The following is a 21,992-nucleotide window of genomic DNA, read 5'->3' as shown; positions in this document are numbered from 1 at the left end:
ACGGCGCCTGGAAGTAGATCCGGCGCTCGGTGACCGGACCGGACGGCCGGGAGCTGGTGGTGGACGACTCCCTGCTCCCGGGGGAACTGCGCGAGAGGCTGCGGGCGGAGGGCTCGGACGTCACACTCGGCGACGACCGCGCCCGCCGCGGCCCGCACCGACTCCCTCGGCGGCGACTGGCTGCGCTGCCCCGCCTGCCTCGCCCGCGCCGAGGCCGCCCCCGGCGCCGCCCGGCAGCGCCTGGACGCCGACCTCGCCCGCCCTCGGATCAAGGTCCTGGACCGCTCGGCCCGGCTGGGGCCCGGCTGGACGCTGATTCAGCGGGAGGGGGATGTCGAACGGCACCGGTGGCTGGTCGAGCACAACGGGACCGTCTGCGGCATGGTCTACCGCTACCAGCGCGTCAACGGCACCTTCTCCTCCGCCTGGGAGGCCCGCTCCCTGCTGGGGGTGTCCTGGTACCTCCGGGAAGCCCCCTCCGCCTGCGCCCACCTGCCCCACAGATCCTCCCTGTGGTTCGCCCGTGACCTCGCCGCCTGGGGCGTCGTCACCCACCCCTACCACGACGAGCCCCGCCCGGAGTGGGCCACCCGCAAGGGGACGTGACGTGGACGACCTCGACCAGCAGCCAGGAGAGGGCCGGGCAGGTCATCGAGCCTTCGGCGGTGCTCCCGGCGACGGCCCGCCCGGCCGGCGCCGCGGCGCTCAGCCCCGAGGTCCGGGCCAAGCTCGCCGAGTTGGAGGAACGCTCCGCCCGGCACGACCTGAACCTGCGACCGAGAGAACACCACCGACGGCTACGCCGCCGGCTGGAAACAGTGGGAGCAGTTCCCCGCCCTGCTCGAGCTGCCGGTCGCCGCCATCGCCTCCGGCTCCCTGACCGTGTTCGTGGAATGGCTGTGGGTCCAGCCCGGATGGAGGCCGGACACCTACATGGCTCCCTCCGCCATCGACCGCCGCCTGTCCGGCGCCCGCGAGCAGTCTTAGTGGCTGTTGTCGTTCCGAATCTGAGGGCGGCGTTTTCGCTGGTCAGGAATGGGGTGGGTGATTCGGTGGGAGTGGTGGCGTGTCATGTCGTCGCTCCCCGGGAGGTTGCGGATGCCGTCGGTCGTCGGACTGCTGGAACAGCACGAGCTCGCCGCTCGCCGTCGGGTCGACGGATTGCGTGAGGAAGCCGATCGCATCCAGGCCGAGCTGGCAGCGGCCGAGCAGGAATGGCAGGAGTGGGCGATCGCCCGCAGGCGAGTGGGCACCGTCCTGGCTCCGGACGACAACATCGCTGATGAGGAGGCCGTTCCCGGCCCACGGGACGCGGACGCGCGCTCGGCGCCCAGGCAGGCGGCGAAGCCGAAGTCGCAGGTGCCGGTGTGGCGTGAGGGGCTGGCCTGGTCGGTACTGTCGGTGGACTATCAGCGCATCCTCACCGCCCTCGCGGACCGGCACCGGCTCCATCGAGGGCCGCTGACCTGCCAGGAGTTGGCGGTGGTGTTCAGTCTGGACGCGGTGCCGGCCACGGTGGAGGCGCTGCGGTCGAAGGCGAAACGCCTGGTCGCGCGGGGCTGGCTGGCCGAGCGGCAGCCGGGCCGGTTCACCCTCGCCCAGGGCCCGGCCGGGCAAGACGGCGCGTCATGAGCAGGATCATCGACCAGTAGACCATCGCCTCGGCGCTGGCGGTGCGGCGTTCGAAGTCGCGCACCAGACGGCGGGTGCGCATCAGATGGGCGAAGAACCGCTCGACGATCCATCGCTTGGGCAGCACCACGAAGCCGCGCATGTCGTCGCTGCGTTTCACGATCGCCAGGACCAGCGCGAGCGTGGTGAGGCAGTAGGCGACGAGGCCGCCGGTGTAGCCGCCGTCGGCCCAGACCAGTTCCAGCCGGTGGTGCACGTCGGCGACCTGCCCGAGCAGCACGTGGGCGGCGGTGCGGTCGCCGGTGTCCGCGGCGGTGACCATGACGCCCAGCAGCAGCCCGAGCGTGTCGACCACGACGTGCCGCTTACGGCCGTTGACCAGCTTGCCGCCGTCGAACCCCCGGCTGTCGGCACCGACGACGGCGTCCGCCTTGACCGATTGCGAGTCGATCACACCGGCCGTCGGTGCCGCGTCGCGGCCCAGCGTTACGCGGACCTGCCCGCGCAGCCGGTCGTGGAACTCCTTGACCAGCCCGTGGTCGCGCCAGCGGCGGAAGAACGCATACACCCGGTCCCACGGCGGAAAGTCGACCGGCATACCGCGCCATTTGATTCCGTTGTCCACGAGGTAGCGGATCGCGTCCAGCATCACGCGGTGGCAGTACGCCTCCGGCCGCCCGCCCCGGCCGCGCAGCCAGGCCGGCACCGGCAGCAGCGGCCGGACCGTCTCCCATTCCGCGTCCGTCATGTCCGACGGATACCGCCGAACACGTTCCGGGTGATCGGCTGCGTTTCCGAACCGGTGGGCGACACAATCACACGACGGAGACGCCGAGTTGAACTCCACCGGCGCGAGGACGTAGAACTGCGGCAACAGGGTCTCCTGGATCTCGGTTGGCTTCGCAACCCCGAGCTACCAAGAGGCCCTGCCTTCATGCCCGCGGCCAGCGGCGATCACCCGATCGAGACTCCCGTTCGACGCGCACCCCTCAAGATCGGAACGACAACAGCTACTGAGTCCCGTCGGCCCTGCCGACCGGCCGGAACACCAGCCCTCGACCCGCGTCCCCCACCCGCAGGACCTCAACGGCGACGACATCCAGGAGGGCTGGAGCGAGCAGACGCTCTTCCAGGTGATCGCCTCGCTGATGCCCGGGGCCCGCGCGGTGCTGCGCCGGATCACCGACCTGGGCGGCACCGCCTCGTTCGACGAAGTGCAGCAGTACTTCACCGACCACCCGACCACCCCGATCACGAAGGCGAAGATCGGCGGAACCCTCACCACCATCCCGGCGGCACGGCGCCGTGTTGGCCCGGCTGCTCCGGCGGGACGAGGGGGTCACCGACGAGGGGGTGGTCCGCGATGTGCTGCGGCTCTCCGTCCGGTTGCCGGTCCCCCCTGGTGTCCACCCTGGCCGCGAACCCGGGCACGGTGGACGACCCCAGTGCCACGGCAGTGGAACGGATTCTGAAGTGGGAGGACGACCCAGTCCGCCACGCTCGCGGGCGCGCTGCCGCGCCGGCTCGACGACGATGTGTTCCGGGCGGCGGTGGACAAGGACGCGGCGGAGCTGTTCGGCTGGCTGCGGTCGCTGCCCTTCGTGACCGAGCACGCCGGATCGGCCCACTACCACGAGGTCGTACGCGCGACCATGCTGCGGCTTCAGCGGAACACCTCACCGCGGCGGTGGGCCGAGGGTCACCTCCGATTGGCCGGGGCCCTTCGCCCGCCGGCGTGAGGCTGCGGAGGAGGACACCGCCCCGGATGGGCGCTGGAAGCGGGACGCCTGGTGCACACCACGCCTGGAGGAGACGTACCACCTGCTGTGCGCCCGGTCCTCGGCGGAGCTGCCCGGGGCGCTGCTGGACGGGATCGGCGCCTGCGAGGCGGGCCCGGCGGTGGCCCGGCGCTGGGCGGCGACGCTGGCCGAGGCCGGCGAGGACGCGGACGGGCGCGCGCCTGGGGCCGGCGGCTGCTGACCGCACTGGGCGGAGTGCCGCCCCTCCGGACGTTAGGCGGGCAGGGCCGCCCGGTCGGGCCGGCCGGCTCGGCGGCGAGGCAGGGCGGCGCGGGCTCGTAGACGGGGCGGCCGGAGAGCGGGGCGACGCCGATCTCCCGCACCGGCCAGCTGCTCCTGAGGAGCCGAGGCGTGCCCTGCGCAGCGCGGCGACCCGTGAGAGGGTCAGCCGCAGTCGTTGCGGTTGATACGCAGGGAGCGGGTCTGGTCGTTGAGGTTGTAGCCGCGCAGGTCGTGGATTGATCCGCCGCTCTTGGTGACGCATACCCACCGGCCGGAGTAGTTGCGCTTCTCGTAGACGCGTGCGGTGCGGCCGGAGTTGTTCCGCACTGAGCTGCCGCGGTCGCGGATGGCGGAGGGTAGGTCCTTCACGCTGCCGTCGACGGCCCGCTTCACCCACGGCTGGCCGCCGAAGCCGATCTCGGGGTAGATGCACACGTAGCCATCGGGGCAGTCAATCTCTGCCGACGCCGCGGTCGCCGACGCGGCAGCGGGAGCCATCGCGGTCAAAAGAGGCACGGTCAGAGCGGCGGCCACGAGACCGCGGGAGAGATAGTTCATGCCCACAGTGAAAGGCCACGGCCGCACTCACGAGGGCGTCGGGAGACAAAACCACGCGATCGGGCGGAAACACGCGTGGCCCTGATAAAGCTGGGATGCGAGAACACGGTGTTGCCTGCCGCTGTGCACCAGATGGCGGTTGGGGCTGGTCGCATTTCGAGTCTGCTCTCGAGCATCCGGGTGAGTCCGCACCTCGCTCCAGCGTATGGGCCAGGCCGGTGCGGTACGACAACGACATGGCCACTCACCCCGACCCTCAGCCGAACACGGAGAGCGCCGGCCGCGAATCCCTGGCGAACCGCAAGGGCTACGACGACCGCTTCCTGGGACCGGCTGTACCGCTGCCCGCGCTTGCCGATTCGGGCATCGAAACGGTCGTCCTCCCCTACGCCAACTTCACCGTCGTCTTCCGCCCGGACCGGCGGCTGGCCGCGGCAACCGCCGTCATCATCGACGGCGCCCGCCTCATCGACGTGCCGCGCGAGGACGAGTGGCGCTTCGACCCCCGCCTCCCCGAGGCCCAGCAGGCCGGCCACCTCATCTACAGGGACAACCCGCTGGACAAAGGGCACCTGGTCCGCCGCCTTGACCCCGTATGGGGTCCCGATGCGCCCAAGGCGAACGACGACACGTTCCACTACACCAACTCGGCACCCCAGATGAACGTGTTCAACCAGGGCAGAAAGCTCTGGCAGGGGCTCGAGAACTTCCTGCTCGAGCACGCCGAGAACTTCGACCGCAAGCTGACGGTCTTCACCGGGCCGGTGCTCGAGGACTCCGATCCGCCCTACCGGGGCATCCAGGTACCGCTGCGATTTTGGAAAATCGCTGCTTTCATGCAGGACGGGGACCTGGCGGCCACCGGCTATGTCCTCGACCAGAGCCCCGACCTCACCAAAGGCGCCGCTGCCCAAGCAATGGCGGAGGCCGCGCGAGCAGGAGATCCTCCGCCGCTCGGCGCTTTTCGCACATTCCAGGTACCTGTGGTTGATATCGCCCACCTCACCGGCCTGGACCTGGGCCCACTGCCGACCGCCGACCGGCTCCCCACCGGAATGCGCGCAGCACGGCCCTGGACCCTCCTGGAGTCCTACAACGACATCACCATGCCCACCTCATGAGCCTGGCTGATGGGCCAAGCGATCCCGGCCTCCCCAGCCCACTGGCCAGCCACCGATCCAGCGCGGCCGTCTCCAGCCGTCAACCAAATACCCAGGTATGGGCCGCGCTCTCCGCGTACGAGACCCAACGAGGACCCGAGGACGGTCAGCGGCAGAACTCGACCTCCTGCGGACCGCTCGTCCAGCGGTCGTGTATTCGTCGGCGCGGACGACGGCGAGAAAGGCATGGGCGAGCATCGCGAGAGTGACCCAGCGGTGCCAGGACGTCCAGCCTCGGACCTGGTGTTCGTCCAGCCCGGCCAGTCCCTTGCCGGACTGGAAGGTCTTTTCGACAGTCCATCTGCGTCCGGCAACCTGCACCAGGGTGGACAGCGGCATCTGGGTCGCTGAGCAGCGGTCGAAGGCGAGTTCGCCGGTGCGCCGGTTGCGGCGCACGAGCAGATGGTGGTGGTCGGGCTGGTCGTCGGCGATGTCGGCCAGGGCCCAGTCGTAGAAGCGGTGTCCTTTGGCTCCGACACCGGCAGAGAGTTGCTGTGACCTGCGGCCACCGGCTGATCTTCTGTCTTCACACACCGATAATCACCGGTGGCAGCGGCCATCTCCGGACCGGTCGACATGCATGATCACGGCCTGGCTGTGGGGTGCTGTCCGATCCAGCCGGTGGCGGCGACCACCTCGCGCGCGATGTCCGAGACAGTCCGCCCGTCCGTCGCGACCCTCACCGCATCCGCAGGAGTCCGCTGATCCAGCAACCGCGCCTTACGCGTACTGCTCTCCCACTCCGTCTCCAGCTCCGAGCCCAGTTCCCGGCGCTCCAGCCGTGCACGCGTAGTGGCGTCGGTGGCCGTGAGTAGAACTCTCACGATCCGCACTTGGCAGCCCATGGCCCGCTCGAACATGCCGGTCGCCTCGGGCACCACGCTCAGCGTGTTCGTGTAGACCAAATGCCGGTAACCGCGCTTAGCGTAGTTCGCCCACACGGCAGTCAGGTTGCTCTCGGTGATCTCCGCACAGTGCGGATCTCCCTCCGGAGCCGGATGCACCTGGCCCATGAAGTCACCATCGATGACCGCATGAGGAACCGCAGCGCCCCGCAGCAACGCCGAAACCTCCCACCCCACACTCGTCTTGCCAACCCCGGCCCTTCCCCCGATGAGCAGCACCTCGGCATCATCCATGGCCACAGCCTGGCAGCTCACCTCTTTCTCGTGCGATCGAATTTTGATCAGTCAAGATCGCGATCTACAGCTGGAGTACTAGAGCGACGCGATCAGCAGGCCGCCGACGCCCGACAGCGGGACGCGGCCAGCGAACGGGAACGCACACAGCAACGGGAACGTCGGGAAGACGTATCCCAGCACTATCTGGCGTTGGAGTCGCTCTGATTGAGCACCCCCCTGGACTGCCACACGGCTCTCGCAGAGTTCTCCGTCGTCCCCGCTGAGCATGTCCCGCGGCGGGCCCGGCTCGGGATTTCACGCCCTGCTCGAGGGCCAGAAAGGGATGTCGGCCGGGGTCATCGAGGGAGCAGGTGACGTTGCCGACCAGTGGATGGGCGGTCAACCGGCCGTGCTGTGCTCGGTCTCCGGCACCGGGGGCAGCCAGTGCACGGCGTTGTCGCGGAAGGATGCTTGGATTGGCACGAGGTCTGGGCCGCTGGTGTCGTCGAGGGCGGTGACGTTGATGCCAATCTCTGGGATGTCGCTGTCGATCGCCGCGAGACGACTGCCGCAGGTCGCGCAGAAGCCGCGTTTCGCCTTGCCTTCGAAGGTCTCGTACCAGGTTGGATCGCCGCCCTCACCAGTCCAGGTGACCGTCTCGAAACCCACCCACCACATCACTGGTGTGCCGCCGAGCTTTTGACAGTGGCGGCAGACACAGGTTTCCCTGTCAAGTCCTTGTGTTCACGTCTTGTGCCCCCTCTTCGTGGTGGCGCGCGGGCGTGGCCGCCGAAGGACTGAAACGACCATCTGACGGATGGGATGAGCAGTTCCTGTAAGGCCAATTCTGCCGTGCTTACAGGTGCGTTGAGGGCCGCTTCGATGAAATCGGTAAGCCCATTCGCGAGCGGCTCGCAGTTCATCCACGATGCCCCGACTCTCGGCGCACTTAGATTCCTCGAAACCGGCACCGCCCGAAAACTCAAAGCCCTGACTCTCACTTCCCCTTTCGCACCTCGGTGGGGACGGCAGTACGAATTCGTCGAGGAAGTAGCCCTACGCGTATTGAAGTGCCCGGAGCGTCCCTGGACTGTCTCGGGTCAGCCGGTCGCGCTGGGCTCTGTCTGCGCCACCGAGGGCAGCCAACGCACGGCGTTGTCGTGGAAGGACGCGTGGATCGGGACGAGGTCTTCGCCGCTGGTGTTGTCGATCGCCGCGACGCGGCTGCCGCAGGTCGGGCAGAAGCCACGCTTCGCCTCGCCGGGGAAGGTCTCGTACCAGGTCGGCTCGCCACCCTCGCCGATCCAGGTGATTGTCTTAAAGCCCACCCACCACATCACGGGGGTGCCGCCGAGTTTCTGGCAATGTTCACACTCACAGGTTTCCCTGTCAAGTCCTTGTGTTCACGTCTTGTGCCTCCTCTGGGTGGCGGCCGTCGAAGGAACGGGACGGCCATCCAACGAACGGGATGAGCAGTTTCTGCAAACCCAACTCTCCCGTGTTTTCAGGCAGGTTGTGGGCCTCTTCGATGAATTCGACGGACCCGTTCGCGGGCGGCTCACAAGCATCACCGATGTCCCGATGCTCCGCGCACCCAGACTCGTCGAAACCGGCACCGCCCGAAAACCCAAAGTTCTGGCTCCCGCTTCTGCTTTCGTCTCGGTGGGGCGGCAGCCCGAATTCATCCAGGAAGTAGCCCCGCGCATTTCTGAAGTGCCCTGAGCGTCCCTGGACTGCTTTGGACTTCCGTCGGCTCTCGGTCAGCTGGCCGTGGTGGGCTCGGTCTTCGCTACCGAAGGCAGCCATCCCACGGCGTTGTCGTGGAAGGAGGCGTGGATCGGGACGAGGTCTTCGCCGCTGGTGTCGTCGAGGGCGGTGACGTTGATGCCGATATCCGGGATGTCGCTGTCGATCGCCGCGACGCGGCTGCCGCAGGTCGGGCAGAAGCCGCGCTTCGCCTCACCAGGGAAGGTCTCGTACCAGGTCGGTTCGCCACCCTCGCCGGTCCAGGTGACGGTCGCGAACCCCACCCACCACATCACGGGGGTGCCACCGAGTTTTTGGCAGTGCCCACACTCACAGGTGTGGGGGAAGCCCGCGGGGCCCTGGGCGGTGAAGCGGATGCGACCACAGAGGCACCCACCGGTGCGATCCTCGACTGGTTCGGTTCGCTGGGCGCCGGCGGGGGTGGCGTTCATCGGGTGATCTCCCTGGATTGATGGGCAAGTTGGGCAGATCAGTGTGCCATCGCTTCCACGACCGCCAGGACGCTGTTGGCGGCTCCGGCCCGGCCGCGTGCGCCGATTGCGGAGGCGTCACGCGGCCGGGCGACGAAACCGCCACTCAGGGGCGTCCGAAGGCGCGGACGGTCCATCCGGCGTCACGCCAGGTGTCGGTGTTCAGGGTGCCGCGGCCGTCGATGACGCGCGGAGTGGCGGTGCGTGCGGCGAGGCGGTGCGGGTCGACGTGGGAGTACTGCGGCCACTCGGTCAGGTGCAGCAGCAGGTCGGCGTCCTGGACGGCCGCGATGAGGTCCTCGACGTAGTCGAGTTCGGGGTGCGTCTTGCGGGCGTTGTCGAGTGCCTGCGGATCGGTGACGGACGCTCGACCTGCGACGCCCGCAGGACTACTTCGGACGCGTCTGGAGCACTGCCTTCCGGGCCAGCGAGCTCGCGCGCCAGAACGAGGACGGCGAGACGGCATGAGCTCCGGCCCCACCTCCACCGCGGCCAACGCCGCCCGGCGCGAGCAGACTCGGCGCAAACTCACCCAGGTCGAGACGGCGATCGGCCAACTCCGCCGCGAACGCGGACGCCTGACCGTCCGAGCCATCGCTAAGCGAGCCGGGGTGTCTGCCACATTCTGTTACGAGAACGTCGAGGCGCGGTCCGTCATCCAGAACGCCACTGCCGCCTGCCGCACACAGCATGACCGGCAGGCGCATGAGGAACACGAGCGGATCGAGGCGTCCTGGCGCGAGCGCGCACTCAATGCGGAGGCCGAACGCACCCGGGCGCAGAAGGAGATCTTCGCCGATCGGCAACAGATCGGTGAGCTGATGGGCCGGCTCCGCGACTTCGACCAGATGGTCCCCGGCGAGTCCGTCCAGCACCTCGTCAACCGAGAACACCAGCCTCAAGCGCCGTCTTCAGCAGGTCACTCAAGAACATCGCGCTCCGCAGGAGCGACTCGAAGGCGCCCGCTCCAACCTTCGGTTCGCCGAGAAGCGCATCGCTGCCCTCGAAGTCCAACTTCTCGAACAGGGACAACCATGACCGCGCAGGCCACCCACGGCACGATTCCGCTCAACCGCCAGCAGGGCGGACGCCGTAGTGCTCGCAGCGCGTCGTCGAGCCGCGGGTGGTGATCGGGGCCCGCGCCGGCCGCTGCCCGCCTCGGGCAGAAGTCGTAGGCGCGGAGTCGTCGGACGGCCGATCGACGTCCCATCAGACGAGGCCGGACTCCCAGTCGGACTCCCGGATCGGCAGGAAGTCGTCCACCTGCGCCGACAGCGGGAGGCCCGAAGCCGCGCGCTTGCGTTTCGCCCGACGCACCAGGCGTTGACCGACACTTCCGACAAGGTGGACGGTCCTGGATGCCTCGGACGCCGACATCCCCTCCTCGACGAGGCGAAACAGTGTGGCGATCGCCGTCCGCGGACAGTAGTGCCAGTCGGCGACGCCCACCAGGAGATCGGCGGGATCGGTCCACAGCCGCCCGATGCCGTCCGACCGTTTGGCCGGCGGGGGAGAGACGTATCTCCACGGCCATTGGCGGAAGGTCTCGGAGAACTCCTCGCCCTTCTCCACCCACCGGCCGTCCGGCATGGCGATCTCCCAGCCGGTGACACCGCTCTTGTCGCGGCACCAGAGGAGGTAGCCGACAAAGTGGTCGTGATGATGAACGGGCCAGCTCTCCTCTCCGAGAAAGCGGCGGCCTTCCGGTGGGGACAGTCGCCAACCGGAGCGGTTCTCCTCTCTCAGAACCGCAGTCAGACCGGAGCCGGACATCTCGGAGACATCGATCGACTCGTCGATACCGACGGAAAGAAGCAGATCTCCCACATTCTTGCGCCCAGCGAGCGTTGACGATGTCGGTGCTCGGCGCTCAGGTTTGCGAGTCGGTGGAGGAGCGGTCCGGTTCTTCTGCCTTTCCTTGGCCCGGAGAGCAAGATTCGCGTGGACATAGTCCCGCACGGAGCCCGGGACCGGCTCTCCCGTGACCTCGTCCCACCATTCCTCGAGCATTTCCATCGGCGGGAAGGTCCAGCTGTCGACGAGCCGCACCAGGTGTTTGGGCGCGGGACCCGTCATGGGGTGCGGGAACTCGTCGAAGAGGGCCACGCACTTGATCATCCACGTGAGGGCTTCGAGGAGGTTGCCCTTCTTCTCGGCCAGGAGGCCGAGCTGGCCATAGGTGGGGGCGAGGCTGTTCGGGCCGGCGGCGTCGTGCTCCTTGACCGCCAGAGCCTTGTTGTACCAGTCCTCCGCTTCCTCCAGGTCGTTCCGGCTGTACGCGAGGGTGCCCAGCTGGTGGTAGCACGTGGCGATGCGTTCGTCGTCGCCGAATTCCTCATGGATCGCCAGGGCTCTGTGGTACCACTCCTCGGCTTCCGACAGGCGTCGACGCTGGTGAGCGATGATCCCCAGGTTGTGGTACGCGTGGGCCATCCCCGGCCGATTGCCGAGCGCCTCCTGGATGACCAGCGCCTCGCGATACCAGCCTTCGGCCTGATCGAGGCGGGAACGGCGGAGGGCGACATTGCCGAGTTGGGAGCGGATGTCACCCGCCATGCGCGTCGGATTGCCCAGGGAGCCCAGGGCGTCCAGCGCCTGGAGGTACCAGTCCACAGCTGCCACCAGCTGATCCTTGTACTCCGCGATCATGCCGAGGCTCTGACAGCTCTCTGCGATCCGGGTCTTGTCGCCGGCCTCCAGCCGGATGGCGAGCGCTTTACGCTGCCATTCCTCCGCCTCGACGTGGTCACCGCGTTCGAGCGCAGCCAGGGCCAGCTGATGGTAGGTGCTGGCAGCGCTCGACGCGTTGTCGTCCTCGTCTTTGAGTGCCATCGCCTTGCGATACCAGTCCTCGGACTCGGCGGTTCGACCGCGGGCCGCGGCGACCATGCCGAGCTGGTGGTAGCAGACGTCCAGCCCGTGCCGCCGCTCCGCACCGGCGCCGGTCAGCTCGATCGCCGCCACGGCCTTCAGGTAACCGCGTTCGGCCTCGTCGAGGCGGCGGAGGTCCAGGTCGCGACCGGCTTGACCCTCCACCGCGTACAGCCACAGGTCTCCGGCGGGGGTGTCGACTCGGGGAATCGTGCCGTCCGGTCCGCCGGTGGCGCGGATGATCCGTTCGCTCCAGGGGTCGAATTCCGCTTCGATACCGACGAACCGCCAGAACTTCTTGAGTGCGCGCAGGATGAGTTGGGCATCGTCCCAGCGGGTGTGATCAAGCGCGTAGCCGAGGTAGTTGCCCAGGGTGTGGCGTTCGATGGCGATCATTCCGTACACCATCTGGTCGCCCGCATCGGCCTGTTGAGTGAGCGCGATGCAGATGCCGGCATGCGCGTGCGTCAGGACACCAAGCGCTGCTTCGTGGTCAGCCTCGTAGGTGTCCGGATTCTCCGTACGCCAGGCGTTTCTCAAGAAGGCAGGCAGTGCCGGGTGGAGTTTGTAGAACGTTGTGCCGATGTAGGTCAGCAACCCCAGTGCGGTGGCATCGTCAAGGGCTGATTTCCAGTCGTCGAACGTCGCTCTCGCGAACCGCTGCGGAACCCCGGGGATCACCGTGAGGGCGCTGAGAACAGTCAGGTCGACAACGCCGTAGAACAACGAGACGACGGGCAGGAGGCGGCGCGTCGTCTCCGTGAGATGGGCGTAGGAGAAGGCGATGCCGGCCCACATGGCTGCGGCGTGTTCTTCGCCGCGGTTGCTCAGCGCCGTGTGCGATGTGCCGCCGCGCAGCTCGGCGAGGAGTTCATCCGGGCTCGCCGGGTCGAGACGAGGCAGGACGAGCTCCATGCTCGCCGGATGGCCGTCCAGCCATTCCATCAGCGCCGCGTACGACCTTTCGGCCCGACGTTCGAGGGCCGTGGGGTGTCCGGCAAGCAATACGTCGGCGTACTCGGCCGCTTCATGCCGGGCCAGACCTTCGACCCGGACGCGTCCGACCTCGCCCAGCCAGTCTTCCCGGCTCCGGCTGGTGATCAGCACACTGCTGGTCCCGTTCTCCGCCAGGTCATCAAGGAACTGTCGCAGTTCGACGCACTGCTCCTCGTCGAGGATCGGCGTGGTGTTCTCCGGGTCCGGCATGGTCCGTAGCGACTCGAAGCTGTCCCAGATCAACAGCATGCAGTGGTCGTGCAGCGCGGTTCGCACGACAGCCCGCCGCTGGTCCCGTGTCAGCCGGACGAAGTCGGGACCATGGAGAGCGACGCCGATCGGGGCGATCACCGTGTCGAGGTCGACGGCCGGCACGCCGGGGTGGAACGAGTGCCAGAAGATCCATTCCGGTCTCTCGACTCCCGCGGTGTCACGCCACCACCGGCCGAACGCCTTCGCCAGTTCCGTCTTGCCGCTTCCGGCGATGCCGGTGACGACGACGACCTTGCGCAGCCGTGCGGCCGCCTCAAGATCGTAGATTCGGGCGTCGCGGCCGACGAAGACGCCGTTGGCGGCGTCGAGCACGCCTGCCTCCGGCTCGACCGGCGAGGCGGATCGCGGGTGCACCTGCGCCTTCGGGGCGTCTGCCCTCGAAGCCGGTCCCTCGCCGTGAGCCGCCGCCGTGTGCTGGAAGCGCACCGGACGGCCGAGGTAGTGGACTGCGACGAGCCAGTCCCGGAGCGGCATCTGTCCCTTGGGGCTCGGTCGGCCGGGGCTGTGGAACATCTGCCGGCGGCCGGCCGTCACCGCCGCCGACACCGAGCCGCCGGAGAAGATCTTCTCGTAGAACGCCGCCATGAACTCGGCTGCCGCGACAGCCTGCACGGTGTAGGCCATGGCGACGACCGACGCGGTGCCTTCGCTCAGCAGGCGGGTCGCAACCGCCGTCTCCAGGTCCTTGCCGATCGCGCCCGACTCGCACGCGTTCAGCACCACCACGGGGACGTGCGCGGCGTTCAGCACCCGGGCTATTTCCGCTGCGGGGACGAGGTGCGGACCGCCGTCGGGCCTTTCGAAGACCAGCGCGCCTTCCCCGCCCCCGACGTCGCGTCCGCCGATGAACGTCCCGTGTCCGTCGAAGTGGACGACCTGATACGGCCGGCCCTCCCGGTCAGCCGCGTCCAACTCGTCGCGGAGGGCGTGCAGCGTCGGGGGTCGCAGCACCGTCAGCTCCGCAGCCCCCTGCATCGCCTCCAGACGCTTCAACAGCGGGCGGGCGATCATCTGGTACCCGACGTCGTCGGTTCCGGAGGGGCGCGAGATCACCATCAGGACGCGCAGTCGGCCGCCGGGAACGGGAACCGCTTCGGCCGGGGCAGCGCAGGTCGACAGGGTCCGGCTCAGGCCGGCCAGCTCGACGGCCAGCGGGGCCCCCTGACGAGGATCGGTCATCAGCTCCCACGGAAGCCCGAGCAGCGCCGGGGACGCCGACCGCAGGACAAGCTCCACGTCCCCGCGCGTCCGCAGACGGACGTAGGCGTCCCGCGCCGGACCTGAGCCGAAGACCGACGCGAACACCGAGGCTCCCCAGCCGGGGAGTTCCCCCTCGATCCGAGCGCCGCGGTCCTCGTAGACCCCGAACGGGGCGCGCAGGTAGTCCTCCAGATACCAGCGCAGGTCTTCCAGTGCGTCGGAGTCCAACGGCCACGCGAACGGAAGAGGTTCACCCGGCGCGAACGGCTCCCCAGGCGCCACCTCGCCGACCCGCACGGTCCCGTCCTCGCCGAGGTCGACGATCAGCCGGCCGGTCATGAGGAGTGTCTCTCGTCCGCCCCGGCACTATTCGTCATCGTCGGCGGCCGTGACGATCTCTTCGGCGACGACCTCGATGATCGTCTCTTCGACGGACATGAGCTCCCCGGCCGCCCGCCGCTCGACGCGCATGTATTCGACCAGCGTGCTCCGACTCGGACGTGTCCCGTGCTGCTTCCGGTGGTCCTGGTAGACCTGGTAGGCCAGTGTCGCGATGGTCACGACAAGGCCGCCCACCGCGACGGGATCGGCGAACCGGTCCGGCGCGGACGCCGCGCCGTTGCGGCGGAGCGCCGTCTCGACCTGTACCTCGAGGAGCTCGGGCTTCCCGAACTGTGCGCCCAGCCGGCCCACCGTCGCCCGGGCGACGGTCGCCACCGTTGCCGCAATGAGATCGTCCACTGATCATCCCCCATGTGCTCCGAATCGACGGCGGCGATGTGCCAGACCCTGGTGCGACCATTCAACTACGGACAGCGGCAGCAAGGTTCTGATTCGCTCGAAGACGAAGACCGGCGGACTGGTGTGTCAGTGACCAGTTGATATTCCCCGCCCACGGCCGCCTGACGGGGAGTCACTTGGTAGAATTTCACAGCCAGTGACGACACCCGACTGTGCTCATGACCAGCCGTCACGGGGTGCCCTGGGATCGCCCGCAGAGCCGTCAACGGCCACGATCAGCGAGAATGCAGGCCCTTGCCACCGCGCGTACGGGCCGCTGGGCCGCGAGCGCCGCGTCCGCGCCAGTGTGGGCGGTGCGGCGACATCAGCAACGGTGACTGATCGTGTTCAGCTTGCCGAGAGCGGGGAGCGTAAGTGGCCGCCAGTGGGGGCCGCCTGCGGGGGATCGGTGGCCGTACATGGGGAAACGATCGATCTTGGCCGCTGTCACGTCCCTGCGGCCAAGGAGGACGCGTACAGCGAGGGCCGTTGACACCCGCGCCAAGCGGGAGATCTCCGAGAGCACACCGCAGCCAGTGAGAACGCCCCGGCTCCGGATCTGCCGGTCGCCCTCGACATGCCGGGCGAGGGCGCCGACTTCCTCCGCCCCGCCGAACTGGAGCCCGCCGGGCGGGCCGCGCTCGACCAGGGCGTGACTGTACGGGTCAGCACCACTCCGGAGGTCTACCGACAAGCCGACAACAGCCTGGCCCCATGCAACATCCCGGACGGCTACGCGACGCATCGACGCAGCCCATGGACGACCCGAACGCCACGCCAGTCGGTAAACTCGACCACGGGCTCGAACTCGGCAACCGCAGCGTCGACATCCTCGCCCGCGTCCAGTCCTCCCGGGCCAAGGACTACGTCCGCGAGTTCAATGCCGCCCTTGCCCCGTGGCGCCGCGAGCCGGCCGTCCGCGAGTTCGTCCAGCGGACCCGCAAGGAGCTTGGCGTCGCCGCCTGACGCCCGGCTCTCTCCCTTAGCCTCGATCCGCCGAGTGGTGGAGAGCTAGTGGATGAGGAAACGGAGAGAGGTGCCTGCTGACCTGCGATGATGGGAGTTACCACACAACCATCGCGCACAATCAGCAAGGCACCTCGTAGATGAAAGCTTCCCACACATCGGCAGCGGTCTCCGCTGTGTTCGATGACCGGACTCTGATCGCGCATGGCGGGCTGGTGCCGGTGATGCGGCTGGCCGAGCGGTGCGGGCTTGCCCGCCTGGTGACGGACAAGGTCAAGCTGACCGGTGCGCCCAACGGTGCGGGTGCGGCGGCGGACGCCAAGGTCACCAGCATCGTGGCCGGGATGGTCGCGGGTGCGGACAGCATCGACGACCTCGATGTGCTGCGGCACGGTGCGATGCCGACCCTGTTCGCAGGGATCCGTGCTCCGTCCACACTGGGCACGTTCCTGCGCTCCTTCACCCACGGTCACGCGCTCCAGCTGCACGCCGTGCACCGCAGGTTCCTGAGTTCACTGGCCACGCGCACCCCACTGCTCCCCGGCTGCGGCGATAAGGCGTTCATCGATGTCGACTCCACCCACAAACGGGTTTACGGCCGTACCAAGCAGGGCGCGGAGTACGGCCGGTTCAAGGGCGTCCGCACCCTGCATCCTCTGCTCGCCACGATCTGCACCCCCGTCTCGAGGCCGGTGATCGCCACCGTGCGGATGCGCCGGGGCAAGGCAGCCGACTCCCGCGGCGCCCCGAAGTTCGTCAGTCAGGCCCTGGCGACGGCGGTGGAAGCCGGCTGCACCGGCACCCGCATCCTGCGGGCGGACTCGCAGTTCTACAACGCCGGGGTGATCGCCGCCTGCCGCCGGGCCGGGGCCCGCTTCTCGATCACCTGCGGTATGAACCCCTCCGTCAAACGCGCCGTCCTGAGCATCCCGGAGGGTGCATGGCAGCAGATCAGCTACCCCACCGCCGTGCCCGACCCCGAGACCGGCAAGCTCATCTTCGACGCCGAAGTCGCCGAGATCCCCGCTTACACCGCGTTCACAGGCCGCAAGAAGAGCGAGCGCGTCACCGCTCGCCTCATCGTGCGCCGGGTCCGTGACCTGGCCAAATGTGCCACTCTCAGCGAGCAGGGCGAACTGTTCCCCGTCTGGCGCTACCACCCCTTCTTCACCGACAACCCCGCTCCGATGCTCCAGGCCGAACGCGAGCACCGCCACCACGCGGTCGTCGAGCAGGTCATCGCCGACAGCAAAGCCGGAGCCCTCGCCCACCTGCCCTCAGGCCACTTCCACGCCAACGCGGTCTGGCTCACCCTGTGGGCCATGGCCTACAACCTCCTACGGGCCACCGGCGCACTGACCTCTGCCTTCCACACCAAGGCCACCACCGCCACCCTCCGCACCCACCTCGTCTAGGTCCCGGCCCGGATCGCCCGCTCCGCACGGCGCCTCACCCTGCACCTGCCGAACAACTGGCCCTGGCAACACGCCTGGACGCGCCTGTTCGACACCGTCCACGCACCACCCGAACCGACCTGACCTCCCTGTCCACCCGCCCCACTCACCTGGGCCCAACCGGAACTGACAACGTGGAAAAGCTGGACAGACCAGCAAATACCCCATGCCTGCATCCGGTCGGCAACCTCACGCTCAGCCCAGCGAGCCCCAAAAACCAGCTTCAGAACCGACCGGTCGGGTGGCCGGAGGGAATCTCACCCTCCGGCTCCCACAGATCCCGGCGTGACAATCTCTCGTCACCGGGCTCTTGCCATCCTGGTCACCAGACGCGTGGCACCGAAGGGACCCACACCCAGTGCGCAAACATGCGGGGATACCGTTCGGTAATTCCTCGCCAGCACTCGATGGCCTTCTTCACGGCCCGCAGCCGCTTGTACTTGTTGCGGATCCAACGCACCAAGTAGGCGTTGATGCGCGATAGGAGCGGATACAGTGCCGAGCGATGAAATGCTCCGTAGTACTGCATCCACCCTCGCACGACCGGATTGATGCGCCGTGCGAGGTCGTAGAAGGTGTGGCCGGTGCGGTTATGCAGTATCCAGGACCGTACTTCCGCGCTCAGCTTCTTCAGGGCATCCTTGCTTATCGCGGGCAGGAAGGCGCTAAAGTTCTGCCCCTTCCTGTTTCGCGCTCTGCGCTGACGAAACGTGAACCCCAGGAAGGTGAACGACGTGTGCTCATATGAACCCCGCCGGTTCCCGTCCTGGCAGTACACTATCCGGGTCTTATCTGGGTGCAGACGCAGCCCAACCTGTTCCATCCTGTCGGAGATCGCCCTGGCTATGAATTGGGCCTGGGCTCTGCTGACGCAGTGCACCACCGCGTCATCGACATAGCGTTCAAAGCGTACGCCCGGGAATTCTCGGGCCATCCAGGCATCAAACGCATAGTGCAGGAACAGGTTCGCCAGCACTGGCGAAACCGCTGATCCCTGAGGGGTCCCGCAGCTCCGCTGCTGCAAGGCCCCGTGGGACATCTGTACTGGCGCGGCAAGCCACCGCTTCACGTACAAGATGACCCACGGCTGGTCGGTGTTGGCCTCGACCGTCTTGATGATGAGATCCCACGGCACGCTGTCGAAAAACTTCTGGATGTCGAGATCGATCACCCAGTCGTACTTCCAGCACCGTTCCCGGCATGCCGCCACCGCGTCCAGCGCCGACCTCTTCGGCCGGTAGCCATAGGAGTCCGGATGGAAGACCGGTTCGACCTTCTCTTCCAGCCTGCGGGCCACCACCGTTTGGGCGACGCGATCAGCAACAGTAGGCACACCGAGCACCCTGGTCCCGCCGCCGTGCGGCTTCGGTATCTCCACCGCCAGTACCGCGGGCGGAAAGTAACTCCCCGAGGACAGGCGATTCCACACCTTATAGAGATTGCCCTTCAACCGGGCCTCAAAGTCCTCGATGGAGCATCCGTCCACCCCAGGTGCCCCTTTGTTGGCCTTGACCTTCTCCCACGCCTCCCATACTTCCCACTTCGAGATATTAAACGGCTTGCATGACGACTTCAGTTCGCTCACGCGACTCCTCCCAGAAAACATCCGGTTGATCGAACGAACAAACTACGAATGGCCTGGCCCCTTGGCTCCACTCCCACCGTGTCCAGCAGGAGCTTCACAGCTACTACGAGCCAGTCCGCCAGCGCACCCCGCATCGGTACTCAGTTCCTCACGGTTTCCGCCGCTTGGAACGCTTCCTCTTGCCCCTGGAAAACCAGGGTGGCGGTATCAGGGCACGCTTTCTCACGTTCCGTATAAGAGCAGCAGATCAGGCTCACGTCGCCTCTATGCCGGGCACCACCTGGCCGGTAAGCGGACACCCTCCAGGCCCTTCCCGGAGCTATCCACATGCTCCGGTTTCGATGCCAACCATGCCTCTTTCGACACTTCAATGGCTATGACACTCGTCTTCCTGATCCCTACCTGACGCATCTTGTGCGCCTTTTCCCACATCGCTCACCACGACAGTCTTCAGCTAACGCAGCAGTGGGCGGTTTGGAATCTGCCTCCGCAGGCCGATTCCGAGGGGCCAACCCTCATCTCTTACACAGCATCGCTTCGAGAAGCTCCTCCTACATCAGGCTCCTCTCGGCGTTCGTGACACACGTGGATCGAGGCTAAGTAGCTGTTGTCGTTCCGATCTTGAGGGGTGCGCGTCGAACGGGAGTCTCGATCGGGTGATCGCCGCTGGCCGCGGGCATGAAGGCAGGGCCTCTTGGTAGCTCGGGGTTGCGAAGCCAACCGAGATCCAGGAGACCCTGTTGCCGCAGTTCTACGTCCTCGCGCCGGTGGAGTTCAACTCGGCGTCTCCGTCGTGTGATTGTGTCGCCCACCGGTTCGGAAACGCAGCCGATCACCCGGAACGTGTTCGGCGGTATCCGTCGGACATGACGGACGCGGAATGGGAGACGGTCCGGCCGCTGCTGCCGGTGCCGGCCTGGCTGCGCGGCCGGGGCGGGCGGCCGGAGGCGTACTGCCACCGCGTGATGCTGGACGCGATCCGCTACCTCGTGGACAACGGAATCAAATGGCGCGGTATGCCGGTCGACTTTCCGCCGTGGGACCGGGTGTATGCGTTCTTCCGCCGCTGGCGCGACCACGGGCTGGTCAAGGAGTTCCACGACCGGCTGCGCGGGCAGGTCCGCGTAACGCTGGGCCGCGACGCGGCACCGACGGCCGGTGTGATCGACTCGCAATCGGTCAAGGCGGACGCCGTCGTCGGTGCCGACAGCCGGGGGTTCGACGGCGGCAAGCTGGTCAACGGCCGTAAGCGGCACGTCGTGGTCGACACGCTCGGGCTGCTGCTGGGCGTCATGGTCACCGCCGCGGACACCGGCGACCGCACCGCCGCCCACGTGCTGCTCGGGCAGGTCGCCGACGTGCACCACCGGCTGGAACTGGTCTGGGCCGACGGCGGCTACACCGGCGGCCTCGTCGCCTACTGCCTCACCACGCTCGCGCTGGTCCTGGCGATCGTGAAACGCAGCGACGACATGCGCGGCTTCGTGGTGCTGCCCAAGCGATGGATCGTCGAGCGGTTCTTCGCCCATCTGATGCGCACCCGCCGTCTGGTGCGCGACTTCGAACGCCGCACCGCCAGCGCCGAGGCGATGGTCTACTGGTCGATGATCCTGCTCATGACGCGCCGTCTTGCCCGGCCGGGCCCTGGGCGAGGGTGAACCGGCCCGGCTGCCGCTCGGCCAGCCAGCCCCGCGCGACCAGGCGTTTCGCCTTCGACCGCAGCGCCTCCACCGTGGCCGGCACCGCGTCCAGACTGAACACCACCGCCAACTCCTGGCAGGTCAGCGGCCCTCGATGGAGCCGGTGCCGGTCCGCGAGGGCGGTGAGGATGCGCTGATAGTCCACCGACAGTACCGACCAGGCCAGCCCCTCACGCCACACCGGCACCTGCGACTTCGGCTTCGCCGCCTGCCTGGGCGCCGAGCGCGCGTCCGCGTCCCGTGGGCCGGGAACGGCCTCCTCATCAGCGATGTTGTCGTCCGGAGCCAGGACGGTGCCCACTCGCCTGCGGGCGATCGCCCACTCCTGCCATTCCTGCTCGGCCGCTGCCAGCTCGGCCTGGATGCGATCGGCTTCCTCACGCAATCCGTCGACCCGACGGCGAGCGGCGAGCTCGTGCTGTTCCAGCAGTCCGACGACCGACGGCATCCGCAACCTCCCGGGGAGCGACGACATGACACGCCACCACTCCCACCGAATCACCCACCCCATTCCTGACCAGCGAAAACGCCGCCCTCAGATTCGGAACGACAACAGCCACTAAGTCCCGGGCTGGCGTGGCCTGTTCAGGCATCACCTCCGGGGCCATGGGCTCCTGACAGCGCAGAGTCATTCGTCATCTTCAGCAAGCACGTCGGAACTGTCACACATCGCGTCGCAGAAGGCTTCGTCGTCGTACCCGACGTTGACGCACTCCAACTCGAACAGGTCGCCGTCCGGATCGATGTTCTCGGATGACGGCATCAGCTTGGCCAGAGACTGCCGTGCGCCGGTCAGCAACTCGGGGTCGTCCAGCCAGACGCCGAATTCGAGAGCAAGCCGCGAGCTCCTGGTTCCGTTGGTACTGCCCAGCCCCAGCTGGCTGACCCACCAGGCACGAAAGGCGCCGGACAAAATCCGGCGCCGATTCGAACGTAGGATCAGCCCGCTACGGGCTACTGCTTGTCGTGATGGTTGCCGAGGAGGACGTGGATCACGGGCAGGATCCCGATCACCAGCGCCAGGGCCCAGATGCCCTGCCAGGGCATCTGCAGGTCCACAGACAGCTTCAGCACGACGAAGGGGCCGGCCACCGAGCCGGTGATCCCCAGGACACGGGTCGACGCGTTGATCATCTGTCCGGTATTATGGCCCGGGACACGCATCCCGGCCTTGAGCTTCGCCTTGGACACCTCGATGTCCACCCGCGCTTCGCTGCTGGGCGCTTCCTCCTGGTCGACGGAGGTCGTCCAGATCTGCACCTCGGCCTGCGGCGACGGCTGCTCGCCGTCAATTGCCGGAAGGGTGGCCGGTGCATTGGTCTCGATCATTAGGGCTGGGTCCTCCAAGCTGCGGCGATCGAACCCCGCACCGCGAACCGGCGCGCGACTCAGCTCGATCACTCACTCCCAGCCAGCTGCTCGCCCCTACGAGTCGTAG

General features: G+C 67.7%; 22 protein-coding genes and 2 pseudogenes. 9 read left to right on the top strand and 15 right to left on the bottom strand.

The features are described from left to right. Nucleotides 1-381: 381 nt before the first annotated feature. Both ACMTAK_RS52255 and ACMTAK_RS52250 read left to right on the top strand, forming a co-directional pair. The gene (locus tag ACMTAK_RS52255) at nt 382-606 is read left to right on the top strand and encodes a hypothetical protein (protein ID WP_413812708.1); all 225 of its coding nucleotides are present in this window, start codon (nt 382-384) and stop codon (nt 604-606) included. A gap of 492 nt (nt 607-1,098) precedes the next feature. Next, on the top strand, nt 1,099-1,632 hold the full coding sequence (locus ACMTAK_RS52250; RefSeq protein ID WP_413812695.1) for a hypothetical protein: 534 nt from the start codon (nt 1,099-1,101) through the stop codon (nt 1,630-1,632). Here ACMTAK_RS52250 and ACMTAK_RS52245 read toward each other — a convergent pair. Further along, the gene (locus ACMTAK_RS52245) at nt 1,589-2,380 is read right to left on the bottom strand and encodes an IS5 family transposase (protein ID WP_413812696.1); all 792 of its coding nucleotides are present in this window, start codon (nt 2,378-2,380) and stop codon (nt 1,589-1,591) included. The genes ACMTAK_RS52250 and ACMTAK_RS52245 overlap by 44 nt on opposite strands. 262 nt (nt 2,381-2,642) lie before the next feature. Then, a complete protein-coding gene (locus tag ACMTAK_RS52240; RefSeq protein WP_413812707.1) occupies nt 2,643-2,870 on the bottom strand; it encodes a hypothetical protein in 228 nt (75 codons plus the stop codon). Nucleotides 2,871-3,182: 312 nt separating this feature from the next. Here ACMTAK_RS52240 and ACMTAK_RS52235 point away from each other — a divergent pair, with 312 nt between their 5' ends. Beyond that, complete coding sequence (locus ACMTAK_RS52235; RefSeq protein WP_413812706.1) at nt 3,183-3,371, top strand: hypothetical protein; 189 nt, start codon at nt 3,183-3,185, stop codon at nt 3,369-3,371. Nucleotides 3,372-3,815: 444 nt separating this feature from the next. Here the strand turns inward: ACMTAK_RS52235 and ACMTAK_RS52230 are convergent, their stop codons facing one another. Further along, the gene (locus ACMTAK_RS52230; protein ID WP_413812705.1) at nt 3,816-4,211 is read right to left on the bottom strand and encodes a peptidase inhibitor family I36 protein; all 396 of its coding nucleotides are present in this window, start codon (nt 4,209-4,211) and stop codon (nt 3,816-3,818) included. A gap of 236 nt (nt 4,212-4,447) precedes the next feature. Between ACMTAK_RS52230 and ACMTAK_RS52225 the strand changes: the two genes are divergently transcribed. Continuing rightward, nucleotides 4,448-5,332 (top strand): DNA/RNA non-specific endonuclease, encoded by an 885-nt coding sequence (locus ACMTAK_RS52225; protein ID WP_413812704.1) that lies wholly within the window; start codon nt 4,448-4,450, stop codon nt 5,330-5,332. Between the two features lie 192 nt (nt 5,333-5,524). Here the strand turns inward: ACMTAK_RS52225 and ACMTAK_RS52220 are convergent. From ACMTAK_RS52220 to ACMTAK_RS52205, 4 genes and pseudogenes are all read right to left on the bottom strand, one after another. Continuing rightward, nucleotides 5,525-5,875: pseudogene (locus tag ACMTAK_RS52220) on the bottom strand (transposase); the annotation flags it as partial. 80 nt (nt 5,876-5,955) lie between these two features. Then, on the bottom strand, nt 5,956-6,510 hold the full coding sequence (locus ACMTAK_RS52215) for a hypothetical protein (protein ID WP_413812703.1): 555 nt from the start codon (nt 6,508-6,510) through the stop codon (nt 5,956-5,958). Nucleotides 6,511-6,891: 381 nt separating this feature from the next. Further along, a complete protein-coding gene (locus ACMTAK_RS52210; protein ID WP_413813258.1) occupies nt 6,892-7,170 on the bottom strand; it encodes a GFA family protein in 279 nt (92 codons plus the stop codon). 422 nt (nt 7,171-7,592) lie between these two features. Continuing rightward, nucleotides 7,593-7,829 carry a GFA family protein gene (locus tag ACMTAK_RS52205; RefSeq protein WP_413813257.1) on the bottom strand — a complete coding sequence of 79 codons (237 nt, stop codon included), beginning with the start codon at nt 7,827-7,829 and terminating at the stop codon, nt 7,593-7,595. 88 nt (nt 7,830-7,917) lie between these two features. Here ACMTAK_RS52205 and ACMTAK_RS52200 point away from each other — a divergent pair, with 88 nt between their 5' ends. Beyond that, on the top strand, nt 7,918-8,214 hold the full coding sequence (locus ACMTAK_RS52200; protein ID WP_413812702.1) for a hypothetical protein: 297 nt from the start codon (nt 7,918-7,920) through the stop codon (nt 8,212-8,214). Nucleotides 8,215-8,252: 38 nt separating this feature from the next. Here ACMTAK_RS52200 and ACMTAK_RS52195 read toward each other — a convergent pair whose 3' ends face one another. Beyond that, entirely contained in the window at nt 8,253-8,690 is a 438-nt protein-coding gene (locus tag ACMTAK_RS52195; RefSeq protein WP_413812701.1) for a GFA family protein, read from the bottom strand. Between the two features lie 145 nt (nt 8,691-8,835). After that, nucleotides 8,836-9,195: a UDP binding domain-containing protein gene (locus ACMTAK_RS52190; RefSeq protein ID WP_413812700.1), complete on the bottom strand. Its 360-nt coding sequence runs from the start codon at nt 9,193-9,195 to the stop codon at nt 8,836-8,838. Between ACMTAK_RS52190 and ACMTAK_RS52185 the strand changes: the two genes are divergently transcribed. Next, a complete protein-coding gene (locus ACMTAK_RS52185; protein ID WP_413812699.1) occupies nt 9,194-9,859 on the top strand; it encodes a DUF6262 family protein in 666 nt (221 codons plus the stop codon). The genes ACMTAK_RS52190 and ACMTAK_RS52185 overlap by 2 nt on opposite strands. A gap of 79 nt (nt 9,860-9,938) precedes the next feature. Here ACMTAK_RS52185 and ACMTAK_RS52180 read toward each other — a convergent pair whose 3' ends face one another. Further along, on the bottom strand, nt 9,939-14,408 hold the full coding sequence (locus ACMTAK_RS52180; RefSeq protein ID WP_413812698.1) for a tetratricopeptide repeat protein: 4,470 nt from the start codon (nt 14,406-14,408) through the stop codon (nt 9,939-9,941). Nucleotides 14,409-14,435: 27 nt separating this feature from the next. Next, nucleotides 14,436-14,810: a hypothetical protein gene (locus ACMTAK_RS52175; protein WP_391001018.1), complete on the bottom strand. Its 375-nt coding sequence runs from the start codon at nt 14,808-14,810 to the stop codon at nt 14,436-14,438. 753 nt (nt 14,811-15,563) lie between these two features. On the opposite strand from ACMTAK_RS52175, the gene ACMTAK_RS52170 reads away from it, so the two are divergent. Then, on the top strand, nt 15,564-15,815 hold the full coding sequence (locus ACMTAK_RS52170; protein ID WP_391001021.1) for a hypothetical protein: 252 nt from the start codon (nt 15,564-15,566) through the stop codon (nt 15,813-15,815). A gap of 140 nt (nt 15,816-15,955) precedes the next feature. After that, a pseudogene (locus ACMTAK_RS52165) lies at nt 15,956-17,353 on the top strand (IS1380 family transposase). 238 nt (nt 17,354-17,591) lie between these two features. Here ACMTAK_RS52165 and ltrA read toward each other — a convergent pair. Further along, on the bottom strand, nt 17,592-18,854 hold the full coding sequence (ltrA, locus tag ACMTAK_RS52160; RefSeq protein WP_413812697.1) for a group II intron reverse transcriptase/maturase: 1,263 nt from the start codon (nt 18,852-18,854) through the stop codon (nt 17,592-17,594). An 866-nt stretch (nt 18,855-19,720) separates the two neighbouring features. Here ltrA and ACMTAK_RS52155 point away from each other — a divergent pair. Further along, complete coding sequence (locus ACMTAK_RS52155) at nt 19,721-20,512, top strand: IS5 family transposase (RefSeq protein ID WP_413812696.1); 792 nt, start codon at nt 19,721-19,723, stop codon at nt 20,510-20,512. On the opposite strand, the gene ACMTAK_RS52150 is transcribed toward ACMTAK_RS52155, so the two are convergent. From ACMTAK_RS52150 to ACMTAK_RS52140, 3 genes are all read right to left on the bottom strand, one after another. Further along, the gene (locus ACMTAK_RS52150) at nt 20,469-21,002 is read right to left on the bottom strand and encodes a hypothetical protein (RefSeq protein WP_413812695.1); all 534 of its coding nucleotides are present in this window, start codon (nt 21,000-21,002) and stop codon (nt 20,469-20,471) included. The genes ACMTAK_RS52155 and ACMTAK_RS52150 overlap by 44 nt on opposite strands. 180 nt (nt 21,003-21,182) lie before the next feature. Continuing rightward, entirely contained in the window at nt 21,183-21,467 is a 285-nt protein-coding gene (locus tag ACMTAK_RS52145; protein ID WP_413812694.1) for a hypothetical protein, read from the bottom strand. A gap of 41 nt (nt 21,468-21,508) precedes the next feature. Further along, nucleotides 21,509-21,883, bottom strand: a complete 375-nt coding sequence (locus ACMTAK_RS52140; protein ID WP_311039697.1) for a hypothetical protein — start codon at nt 21,881-21,883, stop codon at nt 21,509-21,511. Between the last annotated feature and the right edge of the window lie 109 nt (nt 21,884-21,992).

Source organism: Streptomyces lacaronensis (genome assembly GCF_047337785.1).
GTDB classification, from domain to species: domain Bacteria; phylum Actinomycetota; class Actinomycetes; order Streptomycetales; family Streptomycetaceae; genus Streptomyces; species Streptomyces lycopersici.
This window is presented reverse-complemented; position numbering and strand designations above follow the sequence as displayed.

Excerpts from the sequence above, each read along its gene's own strand:
- ACMTAK_RS52170 (WP_391001021.1), top strand. The coding sequence starts at position 15,564 with ATGCAACATCCCGGACGGCTACGCGACGCATCGACGCAGCCCATGGAC.
- ACMTAK_RS52180 (WP_413812698.1), bottom strand. The coding sequence starts at position 14,408 with ATGACCGGCCGGCTGATCGTCGACCTCGGCGAGGACGGGACCGTGCGG.
- ACMTAK_RS52195 (WP_413812701.1), bottom strand. The coding sequence starts at position 8,690 with ATGAACGCCACCCCCGCCGGCGCCCAGCGAACCGAACCAGTCGAGGAT.
- ACMTAK_RS52230 (WP_413812705.1), bottom strand. The coding sequence starts at position 4,211 with ATGAACTATCTCTCCCGCGGTCTCGTGGCCGCCGCTCTGACCGTGCCT.
- ACMTAK_RS52205 (WP_413813257.1), bottom strand. The coding sequence starts at position 7,829 with ATGTGGTGGGTGGGCTTTAAGACAATCACCTGGATCGGCGAGGGTGGC.
- ACMTAK_RS52245 (WP_413812696.1), bottom strand. The coding sequence starts at position 2,380 with ATGACGGACGCGGAATGGGAGACGGTCCGGCCGCTGCTGCCGGTGCCG.
- ACMTAK_RS52210 (WP_413813258.1), bottom strand. The coding sequence starts at position 7,170 with ATGTGGTGGGTGGGTTTCGAGACGGTCACCTGGACTGGTGAGGGCGGC.
- ACMTAK_RS52255 (WP_413812708.1), top strand. The coding sequence starts at position 382 with ATGGTCTACCGCTACCAGCGCGTCAACGGCACCTTCTCCTCCGCCTGG.
- ACMTAK_RS52215 (WP_413812703.1), bottom strand. The coding sequence starts at position 6,510 with ATGGATGATGCCGAGGTGCTGCTCATCGGGGGAAGGGCCGGGGTTGGC.
- ACMTAK_RS52190 (WP_413812700.1), bottom strand. The coding sequence starts at position 9,195 with ATGCCGTCTCGCCGTCCTCGTTCTGGCGCGCGAGCTCGCTGGCCCGGA.
- ACMTAK_RS52225 (WP_413812704.1), top strand. The coding sequence starts at position 4,448 with ATGGCCACTCACCCCGACCCTCAGCCGAACACGGAGAGCGCCGGCCGC.
- ACMTAK_RS52185 (WP_413812699.1), top strand. The coding sequence starts at position 9,194 with ATGAGCTCCGGCCCCACCTCCACCGCGGCCAACGCCGCCCGGCGCGAG.
- ACMTAK_RS52155 (WP_413812696.1), top strand. The coding sequence starts at position 19,721 with ATGACGGACGCGGAATGGGAGACGGTCCGGCCGCTGCTGCCGGTGCCG.
- ACMTAK_RS52140 (WP_311039697.1), bottom strand. The coding sequence starts at position 21,883 with ATGATCGAGACCAATGCACCGGCCACCCTTCCGGCAATTGACGGCGAG.
- ACMTAK_RS52150 (WP_413812695.1), bottom strand. The coding sequence starts at position 21,002 with ATGCCGTCGGTCGTCGGACTGCTGGAACAGCACGAGCTCGCCGCTCGC.
- ACMTAK_RS52250 (WP_413812695.1), top strand. The coding sequence starts at position 1,099 with ATGCCGTCGGTCGTCGGACTGCTGGAACAGCACGAGCTCGCCGCTCGC.